This is a genomic window from Stenotrophomonas sp. YJH_SMC_17 (assembly GCF_059371655.1).
On the sequence record NZ_JCAFUU010000003.1, the window covers coordinates 624,950 to 647,551 of the forward strand.

Here is a 22,602-nt window from a genome sequence, read left to right on the forward strand (position 1 = left end):
CCTACTCGCCGTCGGATTGCCACAGCAACGGATTCTGGCTGGCGCGCGCATAGCCTTCCTCGCCCAGCAACAGGTCCAGTGCCAGTGTGCCAAGGTCATCGGCCACCGGTTCCAGTGACGGGTCTTTTTCCAGATACAGGATCTTGCGATAGCTATGGCAGTGGTCGCAGGTCTCGGCACGCACCGCGCTCTCACGCACGGCCTCGCCGGCGTCGCCATCCACATCGGCCAGCGCGCGGTAGGCGATGTCCTTGCCGGCGGCGCCACACTGGCTGCACTGCACGCGCACGTAGTGCCACTGGCACGCGCACAGCGCGCACGACAGGTATCGGTAGGAGGCATACGGTGTGCGCGCCTGCACTACACTGGCCACCGGCAGCGTGCCGCACAACGGGCACAGCCCCGGTGCGTCGGCCAAGGGTTTCAGATCGGTGGCGCGGAAGCTGGCCGCGAGTACGGCCCAGTACACCTGCAGCGTGTTCATCACCAGCAGCGCAGCCACCGGGTCCACCGACGGCGCGTCATCGCGCTCCAGCACGGCATGGGCCTGCGCATCCAGCCAGGCATCGTCGCCAGCGGCAACGCGCAGCAGTTCCTGCCGCGTTTCCACCGGCAGCCCGGCTTCATCGGCGCAGTGCTGGCACAGCGTGCGCAGCCATCCACGCCAGCGCTCATCAAGATGAAGCGTGTTGGCCGGTCGCAACGGCATGCCGGCACCGGCCGCCGCACTCGACTGCTGTGCACGCGCCTGCGCCTGCAGTTCTTCGCGCTGCTGCGGCGTCAGTTCCTCGAGCACAGCCTGCTGCGCATCGGCCAACGCCGCCAGCAGCTGCAGGTAACCGCCGATGGCACTGCGCGCCGCCAGGCTGCGCAGGCGTGCGGCGCGTTCGGCGAACAGGGATGCCGCATCGGGGAGGATGATGCGCGGAACATCGCGCGAGGCGAGCGTCTCGATTTCACCGGGTTCAAGGATGCGTTGCGCCATGCAGGGCCAGCCGGAAGAACCAGGCTCCATCCTCGCCGTTGTCGGCGCTGGCGTCCAGCGTGTTCGAGGCAGAGCAGTCGAGCATGGTTCGACTTTACAAAAGTCGGTTTCGGTCGTTCCCGTGTTCATCGTGTCGACCAAGGTCGACACCCACCAATCGCAACGTAAAACGCCGTCCCGACAGATCGCAGGACACTGTCGAAGGCGGGGTGGGTCCGGTTGCGGGGGCGTGAGCCGCATGGGCCCGAGGCATGCCTCTGGCGGGTTGGGCAGGACGCCCAACCCTGGTCTTGCCGTGTGCGCAGGAAAGCGCACACGAGCAAGCGGCGACCGAGCCTACATGGACGTATTCACGGCGTCCCCCGCAACCGGACCCACCCCGCCATCCCACGGATAGCTGCTGTTGCTGTTGCCTTGGCTTGAAGCGGGTGCAGGGCCGCAGGCCCTGTCGCTACCCCTCTTCCCGCCGCCCGCGCAGGATGTCGCGGAACCACTGCCGGTGGTGCTTGTACGCCCACCCATAGGTCACCTTGCCCTGGGTCATCGCCCGCACTGACCCCTTGATCCAGATCGCCGCATAGATGTGCACCACGATCGCGCAGATCAGCACCCAGCCGAACAGCGCATGGGCAAGCACCGAGAAGCGGATCACCCCGATCGGGAAGAAGTGGCTGAAGTACTGCCGCCAGATCACAAAGCCGGTCAGCAGCAGCGCCGAAAGGCAGCCGATGATCGCCCAGAACAGCAGCTTCTGGCCGGCATTGAAACGGCCCACCGGTGGCAGCCGCTCGTCCTCGTTGCGCAGCACGTCACGCATGCCGCGCATCCACGCGCGGTCATCGGCCGTCGGCAGATTGTCGCGCCACATGCGGAAGGCCAGCAACGCAAAGCCCACCACCATGGCCAGGCCTACGAACGGGTGCAGGATGCGCGTCCATGGCCCGCCACCGAACAGTTGGGTCAGCGGGAACAGGGCGGGGTGGAACAACGCCAGCCCGGACAAGGCCGTCAGCACGAAGCAGATCGCCACGATCCAGTGGTTGATGCGGGTCGGCGCACGGTAGCGGATGATCTGTCGCGGGTGCGGTGCGTACTTCATGGCCGCTGCTCCTCTTCGATCTTCTTCGCCTCGTGCTCGGCTTCCTCTTCTTCCTCGTCATTGACCGTATTGCGGCCGATGCCGATGTAATGCAGGAACCCCGCGAAGGCGGTGGCGGCGATCGCCAGCACGCCCAGCGGCTTGGCCACGCCCTTCCAGACTTCCACCATCGGGCTGATCCGCGGGTCCTTGGGCAGGTCGGCATACAGCTCGGGCTTGTCCACATGCTGCAGCACGTACATCACGTGGGTGCCACCCACGCCCTGCGGGTCGTACAGCCCGGCATTCTCGTAGCCGCGTGATTTCAGGTCTTCCACGCGGCCGGCGGCATGTTCGGTCATCGCCTGCTTGCTGCCGAAGGTGATCGCGCCGGTCGGGCAGGTCTTCACGCAGGCCGGCTCCTGGCCCACCGCCACCCGGTCCGAACACAGCGTGCATTTGTAGGCCTTGTGGTCCTTCTTGGAGATGCGCGGCACGTCGAACGGGCAGCCGGTGACGCAGTAGCCACAGCCGATGCAGTTCTCTTCCTGGAAGTCGACGATGCCGTTGGCGTACTGGATGATCGCGCCGGGCGACGGGCAGGCCTTCAGGCAGCCCGGGTCGCTGCAGTGCATGCAGCCTTCCTTGCGGATCAGCCACTCCAGCTTGCCCTTCTCGTCCTCGTACTCGCGGAACTTCATCACCGTCCACGACTGGTCGCTCAGGTCCGGTGGATTGTCGTAGCTGCCGACGCAGCTGCCGACCTCGTCGCGCAGGTCGTTCCACTCCATGCACGCGACCTGGCAGGCCTTGCAGCCGATGCATTTGCTCACGTCGATGAGCTTGGCGACCTGTCCGGTGTGGGCGCTGCGCGCCTGTGGCGAGGGCGTGGTGGTGGCCGAGCGGCGGATGATGTCCAGCGATTGCAGTGACATGGCGTGTCTCCTACACCTTCTCGACCTTGACCAGGATGCACTTCGATTCGGGCGTCTGCGAATTGCCGTCACCGATGGCGTTGGTCAGCGTATTGGCGATGTAGCCGGGCTTGGCTGCACCGAGGAAACCCCAGTGGATCGGAATGCCCACCTGGTGCACGGTCTTTCCATCGATCTGCAGGGCCTTGATGCGCTTGGTCACCATCGCCACGGCTTCGATATGGCCGCGCTTGGAACTCACGCGCACGCGGCTGCCGTTGTTGATGCCCAGCTCGTCGGCCAGTGCGGCGCCGATCTCGACGAACTGCTCGGGCTGGATGATGGCGTTGAGCTTGCCGTGCTTGGTCCAGAAGTGGAAATGCTCGGTCAGGCGGTAGGTGGTGGCTACATGCGGGAATTCGTCCGGCGAGCCGATCTGTGCGCGGTCGCTGGCGAACACGCGCGCGGCCGGGTTGTTCAGCGTCTGCGCTTGGCCGGGGCTGAGCGGATTGCTGCGCAGCGGCGTGTCGAACGGTTCGTAGTGCTCCGGGAACGGGCCTTCGGCCATGCCGGCCTTGGCGAAGAAGCGGGCGATGCCTTCCGGATTCATGATGAACGGGCCCATGCCACCGGCGGGATCTTCGTCGGCCTTGAAGTCCGGCACGTCCACGCTGCCCCAGTTCTTGCCGTTCCAGGCCAGCAACGTGCGCCGCGGATCGAACGGCTGCCCGGCCACGTCGCACGAAGCGCGGTTGTACATCACGCGACGGTTGGCCGGCCATGCCCAGGCCCAGCCGAGGGTATTGCCGATGCCAGTCGGGTCACTGTTGTCACGCCGCGCCATCATGTTGCCGGTCGGGCCCCAGGCACCGATGTAGATCCAGCAGCCGGAGGAGGTGCTGCCGTCGTCGCGCAGGTCGCCGAACGCGGCCAGCTGCTCGCCGGCCTTTCGCACCAGCCTGGTTGGGTCCTTCGGGTCGAACACATCCACCAGCGCCTTGCCGTTGTATTCCATCGCCAGCTCTTCCGGCGTCGGTGCCTCGGGATTGGAATATTTCCAGGCCAGGTCGCGCACCGGCTCCCACCACGCACCGCCGTCCTTCTCGTACAGCGCTTTGATGCGATGGAACAGCTCGGACATGATCTCGATGTCGCTGCGCGCTTCACCCGGCGGATTGGCACCCTTCCAGTGCCACTGCAGCCAGCGCGAGGAATTCACCACCGCGCCGTTCTCCTCGGCGAAGGAAGTGGTCGGCAGACGGAACACCTCGGTCTGGATCGCGCTGGGATCAACATCATTCAATGCACCGTGGTTCTGCCAGAACGCGATGGTCTCGGTTTCCAGCGGGTCCATGCTGACCATGAACTTCAGCTTGGAGAACGCGCTGATCAGCTTGCCCTTGTTCGGTGCCGAGGCCAGTGGGTTGAAGCCCTGGCAGATGTAGCCGTGGATCTTGCCTTCGTTCATCAGCTCGTACGCCTGCAGCATGTCGTACGGCTTGTCGAGCTTGGGCAGGTAATCGAAACACCAGTTGTTGTCGGCAGTGGCGGCGTCGCCCCACCACGATTTCATCAGACTGACGTGGAACTTCGGGTAGTTCTGCCAGAACGACATCTGGTTGGCGCGCAGCGGCTTCTGCGTGCGTTTTGCGATGTAGGCGTGGTAGTCCTGCTCGTCCTGTTTCGGCAGCGTGAGGTAGCCGGGCAGCAGGTCGGACATCAGGCCGATGTCGGTCAGGCCCTGGATGTTGGAATGCCCGCGCAGTGCGTTCATGCCGCCACCGGCCACGCCGATGTTGCCCAGCAGCAGCTGCACCATGGTGCCGGCACGCACGTTCTGCGCGCCGATCGAGTGCTGCGTCCAGCCCAGCGCGTACAGGATGGTCATCGCCTTGTCCTTGCCGGCGGTGGACGCGATCATGTCCCAGATCTGGCGGATGCTGTCGGCCGGCGTACCGCAGATGCGCTCGACCATCTCCACGGTGTAGCGCGCGTAGTGCTGCTTGAGCAGGGTGTAGACGCAGCGCGGGTCCTGCAGCGTCGGGTCGCTGCGCACGAAACCGTCATCGCCGTACACGTAGTCCCAGCTGGAGCGGTCGTAGCTGCGCTTCTCGGCGTTGTAGCCCGAATACAGGCCGTCCTTGAAGGCGAATTCGTCCTTCACCAGGAACGACATGTCGGTGTAGTTCAGCACGTACTCGTGCTGGATGCGGTCCTCGGTCAACAGGTAGTTGATCAGGCCGCCCAGGAACACGATGTCGGTGCCGGTGCGGATCGGCGCGTACACGTCGGCCACCGCAGCCGAGCGGTTGAACCGCGGATCGACCACGATCAGCCGGGCCTTGTTGTGTGCCTTGGCTTCGGTCACCCATTTGAACCCGCACGGGTGCGCCTCGGCGGCATTGCCACCCATGATCAGGATCAGGTCGGCATTCTTGATGTCGACCCAGTGATTCGTCATCGCACCACGGCCTAGCGTCGGGGCAAGACCTGCCACCGTCGGGCCGTGTCAGACACGTGCCTGGTTGTCGAATGCCAACATGCCAAGGGAGCGGACGACCTTGTGGGTCAGCACCGCGGTTTCATTGCTGGTGGCCGAGGCCGCCAGCATGCCGGTGGTCAGCCAGCGGTTGACCGTCTGCCCGGCCTCGTTCTTCTGCACGAAGTTGGCGTCGCGGTCTTCCTTCATCAGCCGGGCGATGCGGTCCAGCGCATCGTCCCAGCTCAGCCGCTTCCATTCGTTCGAGCCCGGCGCGCGGTACTCGGGGTAGAGCAGCCGCGACTTGCTGTGGATGATGTCGACCAGGCCGGCCCCCTTCGGGCACAGCGTGCCGCGGTTCACCGGATGGTCCGGGTCGCCTTCGATATGGAAGATGCTGGGCTCGGCGTTCTTGGCACCATCGCCGAGGCTGTACATCAGGATGCCGCAGGCCACCGAACAGTAGGTACAGGTGTTGCGGGTCTCGGTCGCGCGGGTCAGCTTGTATTGCCGGACCTCCGCGAGCGCGATGCCGGGCGCGAAGCCCATCAAAGCCAGGCTGGAGCCCACCAGGGTTGTCCCGGTGACCTTCAGGAACTGGCGGCGACTCATCGAGGGCATGCCGTTCTCCTTGGATGGCGGGGCGGCACGCAGACCACCCGGCTGTCGGTAGGTACGGCCCGGTTATAGCACAGGCCCCCGGATACCCATGTGGCACAAGGGCCGGCGCCGGCCGGGCGGGCGCGCAAAGGGGCCGCTCTGGTAAACGCTCTGGTAAAGTTGAGTGCCCGCACCCCGGGGAAGCGTCTGCCGGGCCTGGTTCCAGGATGTTCCGCGCAGCCCCCGCCATCCTGGCGCGATCCTCCGCGCCGGATCTGGAACACCGAGGAAAAAAGTTTGCGAAATCAACCCGTTGGATCCCCCGCATGAGCGCCCCGTCGAATCCGTCGGCCGCCATCGCGCGCGGCACGCTGTACATCGTTGCCGCCCCGTCCGGCGCCGGCAAGAGCAGCATCGTCAACGCCACCCTGGCGCGCGACCCGCAGATCGCCCTGTCGATCTCCTTCACCTCGCGCGCGATGCGTCCGGGTGAAGTGAACGGCCAGCACTACCATTTCGTCTCTGCCGAGAAGTTCGAGGAAATGATCGCCGCCGGCGACTTCTTCGAGCATGCATGGGTGCACGGTGACTGGAAGGGCACCGCCCGGCAGTCGGTGGAGCCGCAGCTGGCCGCCGGCCAGGACGTGCTGCTGGAGATCGACTGGCAGGGCGCCCAGCAGGTGCGCCAGCTGGTGCCGGGCACGGTCACCGTGTTCATCCTGCCGCCCTCCAAGCAGGCGCTGCAGGACCGCATGCGCAAGCGCGGCCAGGACAGCGAGGCGGTCATCGCCCAGCGCCTGGGCGCGGCCCGCGATGAAATGCTGCACTTCAACGAGTTCGACTACGTCATCGTCAACGAGGTGTTCGACACTGCCGTGGACGAGCTGTGCGCCATCTTCACCGCCAGCCGCCTGCGCCGGGAGGCCCAGAAGGTCCGCCATGCCGGCCTGATCCAGGCCCTGTTGACCCCCGATCCGGGCGCAACTGACTGATTCCAAAAGAATCGGGTGGGGGTTGGCTTGATTTTGTCCAGCCCCTGCCAGTACACTCCGTCCCCTTTCCCTCATTCGACTGAGCGGCCGACCGGTCGCCGGGAGCCCGTATGGCCCGCATCACCGTAGAAGATTGCCTGGAAGTCGTTAACAACCGTTTCGAACTGGTCATGATGGCGTCCAAGCGTGCCCGCCAGCTCGCCAACGGCGTGCAGGCCACGCTGGACAACAGCGAGACCGAGGACAAGCCGACTGTGCTGGCGCTGCGCGAAATCGCCGCCCGCAAGATCGACAACGCGCTGATCGACGAAGTCGAGAAGGCCGAGCGTGAGCGCGCCGAGCGCGAAGCGCTGGAGTGGGCTGCCGCGGAAGTGGTCGCCGACGAAGACATGTCCAAGAACGACGATTGATCGCATCGATCAACGTAATCGTTGGATGTGCCGAACAGCCCGCCCCGTGCGGGCTGTTTCGCATTCAGGATTTGCCGTAAACGCCGCGCTGGAATAGGCTTCGGGCATGAACCCAGGCCCCACTGCCAAGGTCGCCGCAGCCCCCGCTGCCGCCGTACCCGACTACGTCCTCCAGCTTGAACGCGCCGCCCACTACCTGCCGCCGGAACAGCTGCCGCTGCTGCGCCGTGCCTGGGAAGTCGGAGCCGCCGCGCACGCCGGGCAGACGCGCAAGTCGGGCGAACCCTATATCACCCATCCGGTGGCGGTGGCGCAGGTGCTGGCCGAGCTGGGCCTGGACGTGGAAGCGCTGATCGCCGCGATCCTGCATGACACCATCGAAGACACCCCGCTGACCCGCGAGGCACTGGCCGCCGAGTTCGGCGAAGCCGTGGCCGAGCTGGTCGACGGCGTGACCAAGCTGGACAAGCTGAAGTTCCGCGATCGCCAGGAAGCGGCCGCCGAGAGCTTCCGCAAGATGCTGCTGGCGATGTCGCGTGACCTGCGCGTGATCATGATCAAGCTGGCCGACCGCCTGCACAACATGCGCACGCTGGGCGCGCAGAGTCGCGAAGCACGCGGCCGCATCGCCCGCGAGACGCTGGAGATCTACGCGCCCATCGCCCAGCGCCTGGGCATGAGCCTGGTCAAGAGCGAGCTGCAGAACCTGGGCTTCAAGGCGCTGTACCCGTGGCGCCACGCCATCATCGAAAAACACATCCGCAGCCAGCCGGTGGTACGCCGCGAGGCGATGGCGCAGGTGGAAGTGCAGCTGTCGCAGCGCCTGGCCAAGGAGGGCATCGAGCACCGCCTGGTCAGCCGCATCAAGACGCCGTGGAGCATCTACAACAAGATGCGCGACGAGAACAAATCCTTCGACCAGGTGATGGACGTGTTCGGCTTCCGCCTGGTCGTGCGCAGCGTGCCCAGCTGCTACCACGCGCTGGGTTCGGTGCATGCCACCTTCAAGCCGCTGGATGGCCGCTTCCGCGATTTCATCGCCATTCCCAAGGCCAACGGTTACCAGTCGCTGCATACCGTGCTGTTCGGGCCGTATGGCTCGCCGATCGAAGTGCAGATCCGCACCGAGGAAATGGACCTGATCGCCGAGCGTGGCGTGGCCGCGCACTGGACCTACAAGTTCGGCGGCGATTCGCCCAACAGCGCGCAGAGCCGTGCACATGCCTGGATCGTCGAACTGATCGACTCGCAGCGCGCCGCCGGTTCCTCGCTGGAGTTCCTCGACAACGTCAAGGTCGACCTGTTCCCGGACGAGGTCTACCTGTTCACGCCGAAAGGCAAGATCCTGGCCCTGCCGCGCAACTCCACCGCGCTCGATTTCGCCTACGCCGTGCATACCGACGTCGGCAACATGGCGGTGGCCTCGCGCGTGGACAAGAAACTGGTGCCGCTGCGCACCAAGCTGGTCTCGGGGCAGTCGGTGGAGATCATCACCGCGCGCTCGGCCACGCCGAAACCGCAGTGGCTGGAATTCGTGGTCACCAGCAAGGCGCGCACCGCCATCCGCCACCAGCTCAAGCAGCTGGAGCACGAAGACGCCGTGCAGCTGGGCCACCGCATGCTGGACCGCGCGCTGGAAGCGATGGATTCCTCGCTGGAGCGCCTGCCGAAGGGGCGCCTGGACGCGTTCCTTACCGAACACCGCTTCCCGCGCCTGGAAGCCCTGCTGGCCGAGGTCGCACTGGGCAACTGGATGCCGACCCAGGCCGCGCAGGCACTGATGGCCTACGCCGAACTGCGGGGCGGCCCGCATTCGCGCCACCATTCGCAGGAAAAGATCCTGATCAACGGCAGCGAGCGCGGCGTGGTCACCTTCGCCGGCTGCTGCCAGCCGATTCCCGGCGACGAGATCATGGGTTACCACACCGCCGGCAAGGGCATCGTGGTGCACCGCATGGACTGCCCGAACCTGGCCGAGCTGCGCAAGTCGCCCGAGCGCTGGGTGCCGATCGGCTGGGACACCACCGTTTCCGGCGACTACGACACCTCGCTGGTGGTGGAAGTGGAGAACGGCACCGGCGTGCTGGCGCAGCTGGCCGCGGCGATCGCGCAGAGCCACTCCAACATCGAGCGCGTGGATTACCTGGACCGCGACTTCAACGCCGCCGTGCTGGCGTTCAACATCCAGGTACGCGACCGCAACCACCTGGCCGAAGTGATGCGGCGCCTGCGCCGCCTGTCGGTCGTGCAGTCGGTGCGCCGCCAGTAGAGCCACGCCATGGGTGGATGCTTTCTGTAGAGCCGAGCCCATGCTCGGCTGCCTCGGGCTGGAGCAGCCGAGCATGGGCTCGGCTCTACAGACGGGGCATCACATGACCGGATTGCCGTAGATCCACGCCATGCGTGGATGCACCCCCACCCGGTACAATCACCGCTCTGTTTTCCCCCAAGCACCGGAGCGACCCATGTCCCGCCAGATCATCAACACCGAAAAGGCTCCTGCCGCCATCGGCCCGTACTCGCAGGCCGTGCGCGCCGGCAACACCGTGTACTTCTCCGGCCAGATTCCGCTGGACCCGGCCACCGGCGACATCGTCGGCGTGGGTGACGTGGAAGCGCAGGCCCGTCGCGCCTTCGACAACCTCAAGGCCGTGGCCGAAGCTGCTGGTGGTTCGCTGGACAAGGTCGTGCGCCTGGGCCTGTACCTGACCGATCTGGGCGAGTTCGCCAAGGTCAACGCGGTCATGCAGGACTACTTCCAGGCCCCGTACCCGGCCCGTTCCACCATCGAAGTCTCCGGCCTGCCGAAGGGCGCCAACTTCGAGGTCGACGCAGTGATGGTCATCGACTGACCGCAACGTGGCACGCAAGGCGGCGGTCACCCCGGTCCTGTCACCGTCCGGCGAAGCATCCCTGGCGATGCTCGCTGGCGTCGGTCCGGCCGTGGCCGCCAAACTGCAGGCGCGTGGCCTGGCCACCCTGCAGGATCTCTGGCTTCACCTGCCGCTGCGCTATGAAGACCGCACCCGGCTGACCCGCATCGAAGACCTGCGCAACGGCGTGCCGGCGCAGGTGGAGGGGCGGGTGGTCGCGGTCGAGCGCGGCATGCGCTACCGGCCGATGCTGAAAGTGGCGGTGGAAGACGAAGGGCAGGGCACCCTGGTGCTGCGCTTCTTCCATTTCCGCCAGCAGCAGGTCGGCCAGTTCGCGGTCGGCAACCGGCTGCGCTGCTTCGGCACGCCCAAGCCCGGCCACCTTGGCCTGGAAATCGTCCACCCCAGCTACCAGGTGCTGGGCCGCAACGACGATCCCGAACTCGGCGACCGCCTCGACCCGGTGTATCCCACCGTCGAAGGCGTCGGCCCGATGACGATGCGCAAGCTGATCGGCCAGGCGCTGGACCGCCTGCCCGAGGAAAGCACGCTGGAACTGCTGCCCAGTGGCTGGCTCGATGGGCTCGGCCTGCCGTCGCTGCGCAGCGCGCTGCTGACCGTGCACCGGCCGCCGCCGGATGCCGATCTGGCCGCGCTGGCCGCCGGCACCCATCCGGCCCAGCGCCGCCTGGCGATGGAAGAACTGCTGGCCCACCACCTCAGCCTGCGTCGCCAGCGCATCGCGTTGCAGGCACACCATGCACCGCCGCTCGCGGGTCCGGGCAAGCTGGCCAAGGCGCTGCTGAAGCAGTTGCCGTTCGCACTGACCGGCGCACAGGCGCGCGTGTTCAAGCAGATCCGCGAAGACCTGTCGCGCCCCAGCCCGATGCTGCGGCTGGTGCAGGGCGATGTCGGCTCCGGCAAGACCGTGGTCGCCGCGCTGGCGGCGATGCTGGCGGTGGAGCAGGGCAAGCAGGTCGCATTGGCGGCACCCACCGAGCTGCTGGCCGAGCAGCACCTCAACAACCTGCGCGGCTGGCTGGAACCGCTCGGCGTGCGCATTGCCTGGCTGGCCGGCAAGGTCACCGGCAAGGCGCGCGCCAAGGTGATGGAGCAGGTCGCCACTGGCGAAGCGCAGGTGGTGGTCGGCACCCACGCGCTGATGCAGGACGCGGTGGTGTTCCAGGACCTGGCCCTGGCCATCGTCGACGAGCAGCACCGCTTCGGCGTGCACCAGCGGCTTGCCCTGCGCGACAAGGGGGCAGGCGCACACAGTGTGCCGCACCAGCTGGTGATGACCGCAACACCGATTCCGCGCACGCTGGCGATGTCCGAGTACGCAGACCTGGATGTGTCGGCCATCGACGAACTGCCGCCGGGGCGTACGCCGGTGCAGACCGTGGCATTGAACAACGACCGTCGCCCGGAGCTGATCGAACGCATCGCCCTGGCCTGCCAGGAAGGGCGGCAGGTGTACTGGGTGTGCACGCTCATCGAGGAAAGCGAAGAGCTGGATGCCACGCCCGCGCAGGCCACCTACGAATCGCTGCAGGCGCTGCTGCCCGGCGTGCGCGTGGGGCTGGTGCATGGCCGCCTGAAAGCCGCGGAAAAGCTGGCCACGATGGTGGCGTTCAAGGCCGGCGAGATCGATCTGCTGGTGGCGACCACCGTCATCGAAGTGGGCGTGGACGTGCCCAATGCCTCGTTGATGGTGATCGAGAATGCCGAGCGCCTTGGCCTGGCCCAGCTGCACCAGCTGCGCGGCCGCGTCGGTCGTGGTTCGGCGGTGTCGCGCTGCGTGCTGCTGTATCAGGCCCCGCTCTCGCAGATGGCACGCGAACGCCTGCAGACCATGCGCGAAACCAACGATGGTTTCGTCATTGCCGAAAAGGATCTGGAACTGCGCGGCCCCGGCGAACTGCTGGGCACGCGCCAGACCGGCCTGGCTGGCTTCCGCATTGCCGATCTGGCCCGCGACGCTGGCCTGCTGCCCGGCGTGCACGATCTGGCCGAGCGCCTGCTGGCCCAGCAACCCGCGCTGGCCGACCGCGTGGTGCAGCGCTGGATCGGCACCGCCGTGCGCTACGCCTCGGCGTAACAGCCGAAGGGGTCAGACCTCTTTGCTGCGCAAAGGGCTCTGACCCCCTCCACGACGAAAGTGCACGCCCCGGTAGCGCCGGGCCATGCCCGGCGGCCGTTCGCGCAGGGGGGGCGCAACGGCGTGGATCTACGGCGCGGCCACCTTCGCTTCCGCATCGCGCGGGGTGCCGTAATCGTCCAGCCACTGGAACGCGACCGTCGCGGGGGTGCCCGCACCGGCCGGCAGCGGCAGCATGGCCTGTCCGCCCGGTGCGATCATGTCCACTTCCAGCGTGCGGCCATCCGGCAGCGTCAGCGTGCTCAGCGTCACGTGGTAGGCGCTGGGGTTGCTCACCTGAAGCGCATTACCCTCAGCACGCCACTGCAGCTGGCCCGCCGCCTCGCGGGCGCTGCCCGGCAACCCCGCCGGCCGATGGAACAGCTTCACCCGCGTGCGCACGGCAAACTGCAGCAGGTTCTTGCCGGCGGCGTCGCTGGGCTTGGGAGGAATATCCAGCAGATTGAAATAGAACACCGATTCGCGATCGGTTGGCAGCGGCTGTTCCGAAGGCCGCGGTGCATAGGTCACGCGGTAGGCCTGGCCCTGATGCGCCTGCAGCAGGCGCGGCTCGGCGGGCGTCAGCCGGAACGGCGTACGCACATTCTCCGGGCGGGCATGGCTGTCGCCATCATCGATCCAGACCTGCACCATGGCCGCCTGCTCGCCGCCGTTGGTGGCCTTCACCGTGACATCCCGGCCCTGCGCGGCGTCGTGCACGATACGCGTGCCCTGCAGCGTCACCGCTGCCGATGCCGGCAGCGCCAGTGCGCCAGCCAGCAGCGCGGTTGTCCACGTCATTGCACGGATCTTCATTCGATCATCCTCGGGTAATGAACGCGCCGCCGCGGCGGCGCGCGGGGGCTTACTTGTAAAGCACCACGAAATCGCCGGATGCGTTGGCGGTGCCGGCCTTCGCATCCTTGCCGGGCGAGGAGTACCAGGCGGTGTAGTCCAGCTGGCCCTTGCCGGCGGCCGGGATGTTCACCCACTGCAGCGGATCGTCGCCCAGCTTCTGGTGGTTGCCGGCAGCGTCGTACAGCGCCACGCCCACGTTGCTTGCGGTGGAGGCCGCCGTCAGTGCTAGGTTGCCGGTGCTGCCATCGGGCGTACCGCCAAAGCGCACCCCCACGTCCTGCGCGGCACCGGCACCGGTGCAATCCAGCACGATGCTGAAGTTCTTCATGCCGGCACGCTCAGCGCCATTCACCCACGCCACATCCACCTTGCCCATCGGCACGGTGATGGTGCCGCCGGTGGCATCCACCGCGCAGGTGCTTGCCATCAGTTCGCCGGTGATTTCCAGCTTCTCTGCGAACGCAGTGGGCGACAGGGCCAGCGCAAGCGCACCAGCGGTGATCAGGTTCAATCGCTTTGACATGGGAATGTCCTTAGGTTGGGAAACAGAAGGGCCACACGGGGTGGTCCAGTCACGGTGCACACTGTTCCCGGACGCTGGACGCGTTGAAATGCAATTAGTTGCAAAACGCTTGTGCGTTCATTGCATTCGTGCTTTCGGTAAAGCGGTGAGTCAGAAAACGACGTGTCGGGCCGGGTGCGTCACTAGCCTCAGGGTGCAAAGCAAGCTGCAAGTCATTCGATTGACAGCCGGATCTCGAGTGCACGAGCCTGAATTGCCCTGAAACAAGCGCATTGGTGAATTCCACGCGCCGCAGCGCCCCGCTGTCGTTTTGCAACAAATTGCATGTGATCACGCCAAGGCGCTGCCTACGATGCGGCCTCCTCGAACACGAGCGATGTCGGTTTTGCCCGCATCGAATGACCGCCGCCATGCTTCAGCGCCCCTTGTATCTCCGTGCGTTGCACGCCCCTTCCAGCTGTCCGCTGGGACTGGCCCTTGCGATGGCGATCGCCAGCCAGGCGGCTGCCAATGAAGTGGCGCCTCTGGAGTTCAGTGAGGGCTTCCTGATCGGTGGCAAGGCCATCGACATGCAGCGCTATGCGTACGGCAACCCGATGGAGCCGGGCGTGTATCCGTTGGACGTCATCATCAACGGCCAGTACCTGGACACGCGCGATATCACCTTCGTGCAGGCGCCGGAACCGCTGGGGGCTAAACCGTGCCTGCCGGCCGGGCTGGTGCGTGGTCTGCCGTTGAAGGCGGCCTATCTGGATGCGCTGGACCCTGACGATGAAAGCTGCGTCGCGCTGCCGGCGCTGGTCGAAGGTGCCACCGTCGAATTCGATGCCGGCAACCTGCAGCTGCTGGTGAACGTGCCGCATGCGGCGCAGGCGCGCAACGCGCGCGGCTACGTGGCGCCGGCGCAGCGTGACCATGGTGTCACGGCCGCTTTCTTCGATTACAGCCTCAACCACAGCCGCAGCCACGGCCAGCAGGACACCTATCTCGGCCTCAATACCGGGGTGAATCTGGGCGCATGGCGGCTGCGCCACCGCGCGTCCTTCAGCCAGGGCACCCATGGCTCGCGCCACGATGTCATCAGCAGCACCCTGCAGCGCGATCTGCCGGCATGGAATGCGCAGCTGCTGCTGGGCCAGGGCAATACCGGTGGCGAACTGTTCGAGTCACTGTCGTTCACCGGTGCACGCGTGGCCAGCGATGAGCGCATGCTGCCCGATTCGCTGCGTGGCTTTGCGCCGGTAGTGCAGGGCATTGCCGAGACCAATGCCGTGGTCACCATCCGCCAGAACGGCCACGTCATCCACGAGGTGAGCGTTGCGCCGGGTCCGTTCTCGATCGAGGACCTGTACCCGACCAACTTCGGTGGCGACCTGGACGTCACCGTCACCGAGGCCGATGGCCGCCAGCAGCAGTTCAACGTCAGCTTCTCGGCGGTGCCGCAGGCGCTGCGCCCTGGTGCCAGCCGCTTCAGTGCCACCGCCGGTGAACTGCGCGACGCACGCGGCACGCGCCAGGCCCTGCGCTTTACCGAAGCCACCTATGCGCGAGGCATCAGCAACCACTTCACCGCGCTGGGCGGCGTGCAGATCGCCGAAGGCTTCCAGTCCGCGCTCTTCGGCGGCGCCATCAACACGCCCATCGGTGCCTTCGGTGCCGACATCACCCATGCACGTGCGCACCTGGGTAACGGAACGCAGATGGCCGGCAACAGCTTCCGGCTGAACTACCAGCGCTACATCGCTGAAACCGGTACCAACGTCGGCCTGGCCGCGCTGCGCTACAGCACCCATGGCTACCTGGGCCTGAATGATTTCGCCCAGGTATACAACGATGACTGGGGGTTTGCCGGCCGCGCGCGGCAGCGCTTCCAGATCAACTTCTCGCAGCGTCTGGGCGAACGCAGCACGCTCTCGCTCAGCGGCGGGCACGTGCGCTACTGGGACGGCGCGCAGCAGCAGAACGATCTGCAGCTGCGCTTCCAGACCCGCATCGGCCGCGCCAACCTGGGTCTGTCGGCCATGCGCCTGCGCGTGGGCGAGGGCCGCCAGGACACCCGCTATGCCGCCACCCTCAGCCTCCCGCTGGGCACGGCACCGCGTGCGCCGCGCCTGAGTGCGCAGCTGGCCCAGTCCGACCGCGGTCAGCAGGCGCAGTTGGGTGTCAGTGGCAGCGCCGGCGCGGATCAGCAGTTCAGTTACAGCGTGTCCGCCAGTGAGGCCAGTGACGCTGCGGGCAGCACCAGCGCCTATGCGTCCTACCGCGGCGGCCATGGCACGGTCACCGCCGGCTACAGCCGCTCGGGTGATTACAGCTCCGTCAATGCCAGCGCTGCCGGCAGCGTGGTGATGCACCGCGGCGGCGTCAACTTTGGTGCGCCGGTGGGCGATGGCTTTGCCCTGGTGCAGGCTGACGGCGCGCAGGGCGCCCGCATCGGCTACGGCAATGAGGCACGCGTCGGCCGCAACGGCTATGCCCTGCTGCCGCATGTCAGCCCTTACCAGTGGAACCAGATCGAGCTGGACCCGTCCGGCCTTTCGATGGACGTGGAACTGTTGCAGACCTCGCAGCGGGTGGCACCCACGGCCGGCAGCATCGTGCGCGTGGCCTTCAATGCCACCCGCGAGCGCACGCTGTTCATCGATGCCACCGATGCCCTTGGCCAGCCGCTGCCGTTTGCCGCGCGAATCGAGGATGAGAGCGGCCGCAGCTACGGCGCCGTGGGGCAGGGCGGGGTGATCCAGCTGCGCGGCGCGCCCGAGCAGGGCCAGCTGATTGTCGATCCAGAGGGGCCGCACCGCTGCCGCCTGCACTACACCACGCCGGCTGCGCCCGATGCCTACGGCCTGTCGTGGAGCCAGTCGGTCTGCGCGCCGCTGCCAGCCCCCAGCCCTGCGTTGCAGGCCGCCCTGGACGCGGTTGAGCCCACGTCCTTCTGATGTCCTGACTTCATTCTTCTGATCCAAGGAGCACCTGCATGAACCTGTTCAATCGCCTGGCCCTGTGCACCGCGCTGCTGGCGGCTGCACCGCTGGCGCTGGCCGACACCGCCACCCTCACCATCAGCGGGCGGGTGCTGCCGGGCACCTGCACACTCACCGATGCGACGATCGCACTTGATGAGGTCAAGGCCAGCGACCTGACCCCGGGCACCGACAGCCAGATCAAGGCCGGCGCACTGGAATTCACAGGCTGCGTGGGTGTCAGCAAGGCGGTGCTGTCCTTCGCCGGCACCGCCGCCGATGGCGATGCTACACGTTGGAAGAACACCGCCACCGCAGATGCGGCCGGTGGCGTATCGATCTCGCTGCTGTCCGGCACCAGCGGCAGCACCTACCTGAAGGACGGCGACACCGGCATCGACGTGCCGGTTACCGGTGCCACGGCGCGCTACGACCTGCGCGCAGCGTACTTCCTCCCGACCGCGCAGGCGCCGAGTGCAGGCCTGGTCTCCACTGAAATCCTTGTTACGGCGGATTACGAATGAGCATCAGGGCAACAATCGCGGCGGCGGGAAGTTCAAGCCCGGCACGCCGCATTTCGCATCTGAATCGCATGCGCCTGGCTGCAGTGAGCAGCCTGCTGTGCCTGCTGGGCATCAGTGCCACGGCTGCGGCCTGCACGGGAGGCACCGCCCGCCCATTGAACTTCGTCAGGACTTACACATCCTCGCCACCGTACGAACGACGTGAGATGGATTATCGCGCGGGGGTTGCGTGGTACGACAACTGCGGTCCGAGGATGTCGGACATGATACTTACCCTCGACATGCCTGGACTGAGGGCCGCCGGTACCATCGTCTACCAAGGAAAGACGGTGCCGGTGTTCGATTTCGCAGATGATTCGCCGCTGTTCGGGTTCGTGTTTTTCCAGGCTCTGGCATGGCCAGAAGTGGCCCTCACGCCGGGTACTGCCACGGCCTACGTGCTGGATGCAGGCAGCGGCCCCATGACGGCCACGTTCAACCTGCGGGTGGTAGCGTTCTCGCGCAAGGCCCCGATGCGGACCTACGCGATGGCCGGGAGCCTGCAGATGGAGACGCCGGATTTTCCATCGCTCAACATGACAATGCCGATCCAGATCGAGCTGACCTTCCCGCACGCGACATGCCCCCTGCAGGACGCCACGGAAAGCCTGCGCGACGTCAACTTCGCCGAACTGACGTCGCCAGGCAGCACCGCAGCAGAAAAGGTGGTTGCGATACGCATGGACTGCGGCGCCAGCGTGCCCCGGGCGAGGATGTCGCTGCATGACGCTGCAGATGCGTCGAACACCGGTAGTCAGCTGACCCCGGTGGCGGGCTCCAGCGCCGGCGGCGTGCGTGTGCAGCTGCTGCGTGCCGGCAAAGAAGTGCAGTTCGGCCAGCAGTGGGATTTCGACCCCGGCGTCGGCGGCACCCATGATCATGCGTTCACCGCACGCTACTACCGCACGACCGATGCGCTTACGCCCGGCATCATCAACGGTGAGGCTGTGCTCGACGTCGACTACTGGTAGTGGGTGACCGTCTGGCATCCACGCATGGCGTGGATCTACCCCTCAGTAGCGCCAGGCCGCGCACGACGGCCTGACGCACCTGCTTCACCAGGCGTAGGAAACACTTATGCTGCCGCCAACCTCCCGGTAGCCATGGTGCCCGCGCATCAGGCCAAGGCCGCCCCAGGCACTCAGGCCGGATCGGAAGTCGAGCCGTGCGCCAGCTTTCAGCTCATAGCGGTTGCGCGGAATACCGGCCTTCAGCACTTCATCGTCGAAGGCCATGCCGTCGTTGGCCCCGTCGCGGTACCAGTTGGCCAGCAGATAGGGGCTGACCGAAGCGCCGGCCGTGCTGTGGCCCTGGCCCTGCAGACGCACGCCCAGCCGGCCAGACAGGCCGCTGTCGCCCAGGCTGCGGACCACCGTGCCATTGTCCTCTTCGTGGCGGTCGGTGCGGGCGTCGGTGTACACCAGCTGCACTTCCGGCTGCAGGCGCAGTGTGGTCGTACCGATCTGGCCGATATCGAAGCCATAGCCTGCTTCCAGAGACGACTGCCAGAGATCGGCGTCGTAGCGTTCTTCGGCCAGGCCGTCACCCTGCACACGGTTGCGGAACTGCCCGCGCTGCACGCTGGCATCCACATACAGGGCGTCGCTGGCCCAGTTGCCATACACGCCCAGCGCACCGCCTTCCACCTTGCCGCGTGCGCTGAATCCGGTAATGTCCGAGCGCGAAGTGGCGCTGCTGCGTGCAGCGGTGCCCATCACGCCGATGCGGCCACGGCTGTCATCGAACACGCCGATGTCCGCGCCCAGCTGCAGGCGCGAGCGGTGCACCCGCAGGTCAAGCTGGTCATCCACGGCGCCCAGTCGGCTCTGGGCAGACTCCACCCGTGCCCAGCCGCGGATGCCATCGGGCGCTGCAGCGTCGCCCTGGCGGTCGCGGTAGGTGTGGCGCAGCAGCCGGTCCAGCGCAAACTGGTTGGCCAGGTAGGCGCCGGTTTCCGGTCGCAGGATCGGCGGCGGAGGCTCGATCGGGTCCACCGGATCAATCGGCGTGCACTCGGGCAGGCTCGGGTCAATCACGCACGGGTCCGGCTTGGCGGTCAGTTCCGAGCGCAGATACCAGTTGCCATTGGCATCCTTGACCAGGAAGTACTCGTATTGCCCACCCACTGCGCGGCCGACCAGGTCGAACTGCGCATTGGAGGCACCGCCGATATCGATCAGTTCGATACCGCGGTCGGTCTTCGCGCCTGCACCGCCGGCATTGAGGACGCGCACGTTGGCCTGGCCGCTGGCATCGCCCGCGATCACCAGCCGGTCGGTGAGTGCGCTGTCGTCACCCAGCTGGGTATTGAACAGCAACGTGCCGCCATTGCCAGTGAAGGTATCCAGGCGCAGCGTGTTGAACGCGGTGCCGTTGCCCAGCGCCACCGTGCCGCCCGCACCGAGCGTGAGCCGGCCGACGGTGCTGTCGCCGGTCATCAGCCAGGTGCTCTCGCTGCCGATATCGGCCGAGGTCACATTGATTAAGCGGCCATCGATCTGTGCACTGTTGCGCAGGACGACATTGACGCTGGCGGCAACGTCGGCCGCATCAAAGCGCACGTTGCCCGCCAGGCGGGCGTCATCCACGGTGAAATTCACCGTGCTCTCGCCCGGCAGGGTGGCGCCGTTTTCCGTGTTGACCAGCAGCAGGTTGCCGTCTCCGCCACGCAGCTGCGAGTCATTGGCGACGGTAATATCAAACACGCTGGGCGCATCCACGGCAACGCGGATCGCGGCGCCGCGCCCCGATTCCACTGTCGATCCGTCCACGCCCAGGCGGATCACCGGCGTGGCGTAACGGGTACCCCACAGCAGCGCGCCAACGTTGGCCGCCTCGATCCGCGATCCATTGATGAGGTCTGCCTGGCCATGGGTCATGCGCAGGCCAAGACCACTGCCGATATCGCGGGGCGTCTCCGTATCGGCCACCCTGATCAGGGTGGAATCGATCCTCGCTTCGCCATTGAACGAGGCCGAGCTGGCGGCGCTGTATGCCATGTCGACGCCGATGGACAGCAACTGTCCCGGCCGCATGCCGTCGGGCGCAACCAGGATCTGGCTGTCAACCAGATGTACCCGCGCACGATCATTTACATGGATCCCGCCGCCGCGGAAGGTGGTAGAAATTGCCTGCAGACCCGCATCTCCGTTGAGGCTCACCGCATGCTGGGAGGTGCCGCTGCGGTTGACGATGGCGCGCTCCAGATACACGCGTGACGTGTCCTGGGCGCTGATTGTGTTGGCTTCGCCGCCCAGCACTTCCAGCAGGGAGTCATTGATCAACCGCCATTCCTCGACCGGGTCTCCCGGCTGCACCCGCGCGAAACCATCGTCCAGGTCACCGGCCCACGCGGCAGTGATCGGCGTCAGGGAAAGGGCGGTAATCAGGCTGCGTACCAGCAGGCGGACTGAAGGGGCGTGGGCCCCGGCGTTGTAGACGCGCATGGATCTCTCCTCTATCCCAGAAATGGCCAGACAGTGGTGCTGGATGGTCGCAAGCGTGCGTTCAGGCGCGTTCAGGCTTGTGACGTATACCCTGACCGTGTGAAAAAAATGAAAAATGATGCCGGCTGATCCCCAACAGATACGGGTTGAACCCGCCGTGGCATGTCTTGATCGGCACGAAGTCTGGGCTGACGGGAGGCGCCTGCCCATGCAAAAAGTTGCAAACCTCCGGTCACCCGGCTGCCGGGTAGGGGGATGTTCAGAGCATTGAACCCGGTAGCGCCGGGCCATGCCCGGCGGCATTTCACTGCCATCCCTGTAGAGCCAAGCCCACGCTCAGCTGCGTTTCGCGCAGGGGTCGGATCCCTTTGCACAGCAAAGGGCTCTGACCCCATCTCCGTCGCATTTGCCCCCGGGGCAAGGTGGTCTTGCAACGGTCATCAACCCGGTCCACACTTCGTTGCCGATCTGAAGACGGCAACGATGACCCACAAGATCCCGCTGTTGATCGACACCGACCCCGGTGTGGACGACGCCCTGGCCCTGCTAATGGCCTTCGCCGATGAACGGCACGACGTGGTTGCCCTGACCATCGCCGCCGGCAATGTCGGCCTCGAGTACACCGTCCGCAACGCCCTCAAGCTCTGCGACATCGTCGGCCGCACCGACGTCCCGGTGTTTGCCGGCAGCCCCGATCCGCTGCTGCATCCCTCCGTCGACGCTGCCCACGTGCATGGCCGTGATGGCTACGGCGACGTGGACCTGCCGCCGCCCAGCCGCCAGGCCGAAACCGAGCACGCCGCGCTGGCCATCCTGCGCCTGTCGCACAAGTACGCCGGTGAGCTGATGCTGGTGATGCTCGGCCCGCTGACCAACCTGGCGCTGGCGCTGAAGCTGGATCCGACCCTGCCTCAGCGCATCAAGCGCATCGTGGTGATGGGCGGTGCCGTCACCTGCCACGGCAACATCACCCCGGCCGCCGAGTTCAACATCGCCTTCGACCCGGAAGCGGCGCACGTGGTGTTCACCTCGTTCAAGCACCTGCTGGTGTCGGACTGGGAAGCCACCGTCGCCCACGGCCTGCCGCTTGAGCAGGCCGAGCAGTGGCTGCAGGCCGATTCCGATCGCGCCCGCTTCTACGAGCTGATCTCGCGCAAGACCCGCGCGCTGTCCGAAGACGCCAAGGGCGGCCGCTGGTACACCGCCGATGCGGTGGCCATGGCCTGGGCGCTGAACCCGGAAGGGCAGCTGCAGGTGGAATCGCGTCCGCTGAACGTGGAACTGAACGGTACGTTCAGCCGCGGTGCCACCATCGTCGACTGGAACCGTCAGACCGGCCAGCCGGACAACTGCGATCTGCTGATGGCCTACGACCAGCAGCGTTTCGAGGCGCTGGTGCGCCAGGCCCTGGGCGCGGACTGAGGTCGATTGACCGGCAACCGGTTGCCCCGGGCGGCAACCGGTGCTTATAATGCCGCTCTTGACCACCAGCCCATTTACGGTGTGAGCCCATGAAGGCCGATATCCATCCGAACTACCGCGACGTCGTCTTCCATGACGTCACCTCCGATTTCAAGATCCTGACCCGCTCGACCATGGCGACGAAGGAAACCATCAAGTGGGAAGACGGCAACGACTACCCGCTGGTGAAGGTTGAAATTTCCTCGGCTTCGCACCCGTTCTACACGGGCAAGCACAAGGTCATCGACACCTCGGGCCGTATCGACAAGTTCCAGAAGCGCTACGCGCGCTGATCTGTCGATCCAGCTTCGAACCGACGG

Annotated in this window: 17 protein-coding genes; 10 read left to right on the forward strand and 7 right to left on the reverse strand. The window is 66.2% G+C overall.

Annotated features, from left to right (window positions below):
• Position 1: 1 nt before the first annotated feature.
• From fdhE to fdnG, 4 genes are all read right to left on the reverse strand, one after another.
• On the reverse strand, positions 2 to 985 hold the full coding sequence (gene fdhE / locus AC5P8Z_RS12595; RefSeq protein ID WP_495229161.1) for a formate dehydrogenase accessory protein FdhE: 984 nt from the start codon (positions 983 to 985) through the stop codon (positions 2 to 4).
• A 451-nt stretch (positions 986 to 1,436) separates the two neighbouring features.
• Positions 1,437 to 2,084, reverse strand: a complete 648-nt coding sequence (locus tag AC5P8Z_RS12600) for a formate dehydrogenase subunit gamma (RefSeq protein ID WP_495229162.1) — start codon at positions 2,082 to 2,084, stop codon at positions 1,437 to 1,439.
• Positions 2,081 to 2,998 (reverse strand): formate dehydrogenase subunit beta, encoded by a 918-nt coding sequence (gene fdxH, locus AC5P8Z_RS12605; protein WP_197633721.1) that lies wholly within the window; start codon positions 2,996 to 2,998, stop codon positions 2,081 to 2,083. Before fdxH ends, AC5P8Z_RS12600 begins: the two co-directional genes overlap by 4 nt.
• Positions 2,999 to 3,008: 10 nt before the next feature.
• Positions 3,009 to 6,077: a formate dehydrogenase-N subunit alpha gene (fdnG, locus tag AC5P8Z_RS12610; RefSeq protein ID WP_495229163.1), complete on the reverse strand. Its 3,069-nt coding sequence runs from the start codon at positions 6,075 to 6,077 to the stop codon at positions 3,009 to 3,011.
• A gap of 305 nt (positions 6,078 to 6,382) precedes the next feature.
• Here fdnG and gmk point away from each other — a divergent pair, with 305 nt between their 5' ends.
• The 5 genes from gmk (at position 6,383) to recG (ending at position 12,429) form a co-directional block, all read left to right on the forward strand.
• Positions 6,383 to 7,048, forward strand: coding sequence for a guanylate kinase (gene gmk, locus AC5P8Z_RS12615; RefSeq protein WP_495229164.1), 666 nt, complete (start codon positions 6,383 to 6,385; stop codon positions 7,046 to 7,048).
• A 110-nt stretch (positions 7,049 to 7,158) separates the two neighbouring features.
• The gene (gene rpoZ / locus AC5P8Z_RS12620) at positions 7,159 to 7,458 is read left to right on the forward strand and encodes a DNA-directed RNA polymerase subunit omega (protein ID WP_005410877.1); all 300 of its coding nucleotides are present in this window, start codon (positions 7,159 to 7,161) and stop codon (positions 7,456 to 7,458) included.
• A 106-nt stretch (positions 7,459 to 7,564) separates the two neighbouring features.
• Complete coding sequence (locus AC5P8Z_RS12625; RefSeq protein ID WP_110713471.1) at positions 7,565 to 9,727, forward strand: RelA/SpoT family protein; 2,163 nt, start codon at positions 7,565 to 7,567, stop codon at positions 9,725 to 9,727.
• Positions 9,728 to 9,923: 196 nt separating this feature from the next.
• Positions 9,924 to 10,310: a RidA family protein gene (locus AC5P8Z_RS12630; RefSeq protein ID WP_286069712.1), complete on the forward strand. Its 387-nt coding sequence runs from the start codon at positions 9,924 to 9,926 to the stop codon at positions 10,308 to 10,310.
• 7 nt (positions 10,311 to 10,317) lie between these two features.
• Entirely contained in the window at positions 10,318 to 12,429 is a 2,112-nt protein-coding gene (recG, locus tag AC5P8Z_RS12635; protein WP_495229165.1) for an ATP-dependent DNA helicase RecG, read from the forward strand.
• A 129-nt stretch (positions 12,430 to 12,558) separates the two neighbouring features.
• Here the strand turns inward: recG and AC5P8Z_RS12640 are convergent, their stop codons facing one another.
• Positions 12,559 to 13,269 carry a fimbrial biogenesis chaperone gene (locus AC5P8Z_RS12640; protein ID WP_286069710.1) on the reverse strand — a complete coding sequence of 237 codons (711 nt, stop codon included), beginning with the start codon at positions 13,267 to 13,269 and terminating at the stop codon, positions 12,559 to 12,561.
• A gap of 64 nt (positions 13,270 to 13,333) precedes the next feature.
• Positions 13,334 to 13,849, reverse strand: a complete 516-nt coding sequence (locus tag AC5P8Z_RS12645; RefSeq protein WP_495229166.1) for a fimbrial protein — start codon at positions 13,847 to 13,849, stop codon at positions 13,334 to 13,336.
• 482 nt (positions 13,850 to 14,331) lie between these two features.
• On the opposite strand from AC5P8Z_RS12645, the gene AC5P8Z_RS12650 reads away from it, so the two are divergent.
• Genes AC5P8Z_RS12650 through AC5P8Z_RS12660 form a run of 3 tightly spaced genes read left to right on the forward strand, consistent with a single transcriptional unit; the run spans position 14,332 to position 18,346 of the window.
• The gene (locus AC5P8Z_RS12650) at positions 14,332 to 16,788 is read left to right on the forward strand and encodes a fimbria/pilus outer membrane usher protein (protein WP_495229177.1); all 2,457 of its coding nucleotides are present in this window, start codon (positions 14,332 to 14,334) and stop codon (positions 16,786 to 16,788) included.
• A gap of 38 nt (positions 16,789 to 16,826) precedes the next feature.
• Positions 16,827 to 17,336: a fimbrial protein gene (locus AC5P8Z_RS12655; protein WP_286069705.1), complete on the forward strand. Its 510-nt coding sequence runs from the start codon at positions 16,827 to 16,829 to the stop codon at positions 17,334 to 17,336.
• The gene (locus AC5P8Z_RS12660; protein ID WP_286069704.1) at positions 17,333 to 18,346 is read left to right on the forward strand and encodes a fimbrial protein; all 1,014 of its coding nucleotides are present in this window, start codon (positions 17,333 to 17,335) and stop codon (positions 18,344 to 18,346) included. The genes AC5P8Z_RS12655 and AC5P8Z_RS12660 overlap by 4 nt, the downstream gene beginning before the upstream one ends.
• An 84-nt stretch (positions 18,347 to 18,430) precedes the next feature.
• Here AC5P8Z_RS12660 and AC5P8Z_RS12665 read toward each other — a convergent pair whose 3' ends face one another.
• Positions 18,431 to 20,821 (reverse strand): autotransporter family protein, encoded by a 2,391-nt coding sequence (locus AC5P8Z_RS12665; RefSeq protein WP_495229167.1) that lies wholly within the window; start codon positions 20,819 to 20,821, stop codon positions 18,431 to 18,433.
• Between the two features lie 483 nt (positions 20,822 to 21,304).
• On the opposite strand from AC5P8Z_RS12665, the gene AC5P8Z_RS12670 reads away from it, so the two are divergent.
• Positions 21,305 to 22,243, forward strand: a complete 939-nt coding sequence (locus AC5P8Z_RS12670) for a nucleoside hydrolase (protein ID WP_495229168.1) — start codon at positions 21,305 to 21,307, stop codon at positions 22,241 to 22,243.
• 89 nt (positions 22,244 to 22,332) lie between these two features.
• Positions 22,333 to 22,575 (forward strand): type B 50S ribosomal protein L31, encoded by a 243-nt coding sequence (locus tag AC5P8Z_RS12675; protein WP_010484049.1) that lies wholly within the window; start codon positions 22,333 to 22,335, stop codon positions 22,573 to 22,575.
• The last annotated feature ends 27 nt before the right edge of the window (positions 22,576 to 22,602 follow it).

Bases quoted from the DNA above. Each gene is read 5' to 3' on its own strand.
- fdhE (WP_495229161.1), bottom strand. From the start codon at position 985: ATGGCGCAACGCATCCTTGAACCCGGTGAAATCGAGACGCTCGCCTCG.
- AC5P8Z_RS12600 (WP_495229162.1), bottom strand. From the start codon at position 2,084: ATGAAGTACGCACCGCACCCGCGACAGATCATCCGCTACCGTGCGCCG.
- fdxH (WP_197633721.1), bottom strand. From the start codon at position 2,998: ATGTCACTGCAATCGCTGGACATCATCCGCCGCTCGGCCACCACCACG.
- gmk (WP_495229164.1), top strand. From the start codon at position 6,383: ATGAGCGCCCCGTCGAATCCGTCGGCCGCCATCGCGCGCGGCACGCTG.
- rpoZ (WP_005410877.1), top strand. From the start codon at position 7,159: ATGGCCCGCATCACCGTAGAAGATTGCCTGGAAGTCGTTAACAACCGT.
- AC5P8Z_RS12625 (WP_110713471.1), top strand. From the start codon at position 7,565: ATGAACCCAGGCCCCACTGCCAAGGTCGCCGCAGCCCCCGCTGCCGCC.
- AC5P8Z_RS12630 (WP_286069712.1), top strand. From the start codon at position 9,924: ATGTCCCGCCAGATCATCAACACCGAAAAGGCTCCTGCCGCCATCGGC.
- AC5P8Z_RS12640 (WP_286069710.1), bottom strand. From the start codon at position 13,269: ATGACGTGGACAACCGCGCTGCTGGCTGGCGCACTGGCGCTGCCGGCA.
- AC5P8Z_RS12645 (WP_495229166.1), bottom strand. From the start codon at position 13,849: ATGTCAAAGCGATTGAACCTGATCACCGCTGGTGCGCTTGCGCTGGCC.
- AC5P8Z_RS12650 (WP_495229177.1), top strand. From the start codon at position 14,332: ATGGCGATCGCCAGCCAGGCGGCTGCCAATGAAGTGGCGCCTCTGGAG.
- AC5P8Z_RS12655 (WP_286069705.1), top strand. From the start codon at position 16,827: ATGAACCTGTTCAATCGCCTGGCCCTGTGCACCGCGCTGCTGGCGGCT.
- AC5P8Z_RS12660 (WP_286069704.1), top strand. From the start codon at position 17,333: ATGAGCATCAGGGCAACAATCGCGGCGGCGGGAAGTTCAAGCCCGGCA.
- AC5P8Z_RS12665 (WP_495229167.1), bottom strand. From the start codon at position 20,821: ATGCGCGTCTACAACGCCGGGGCCCACGCCCCTTCAGTCCGCCTGCTG.
- AC5P8Z_RS12670 (WP_495229168.1), top strand. From the start codon at position 21,305: ATGACCCACAAGATCCCGCTGTTGATCGACACCGACCCCGGTGTGGAC.
- AC5P8Z_RS12675 (WP_010484049.1), top strand. From the start codon at position 22,333: ATGAAGGCCGATATCCATCCGAACTACCGCGACGTCGTCTTCCATGAC.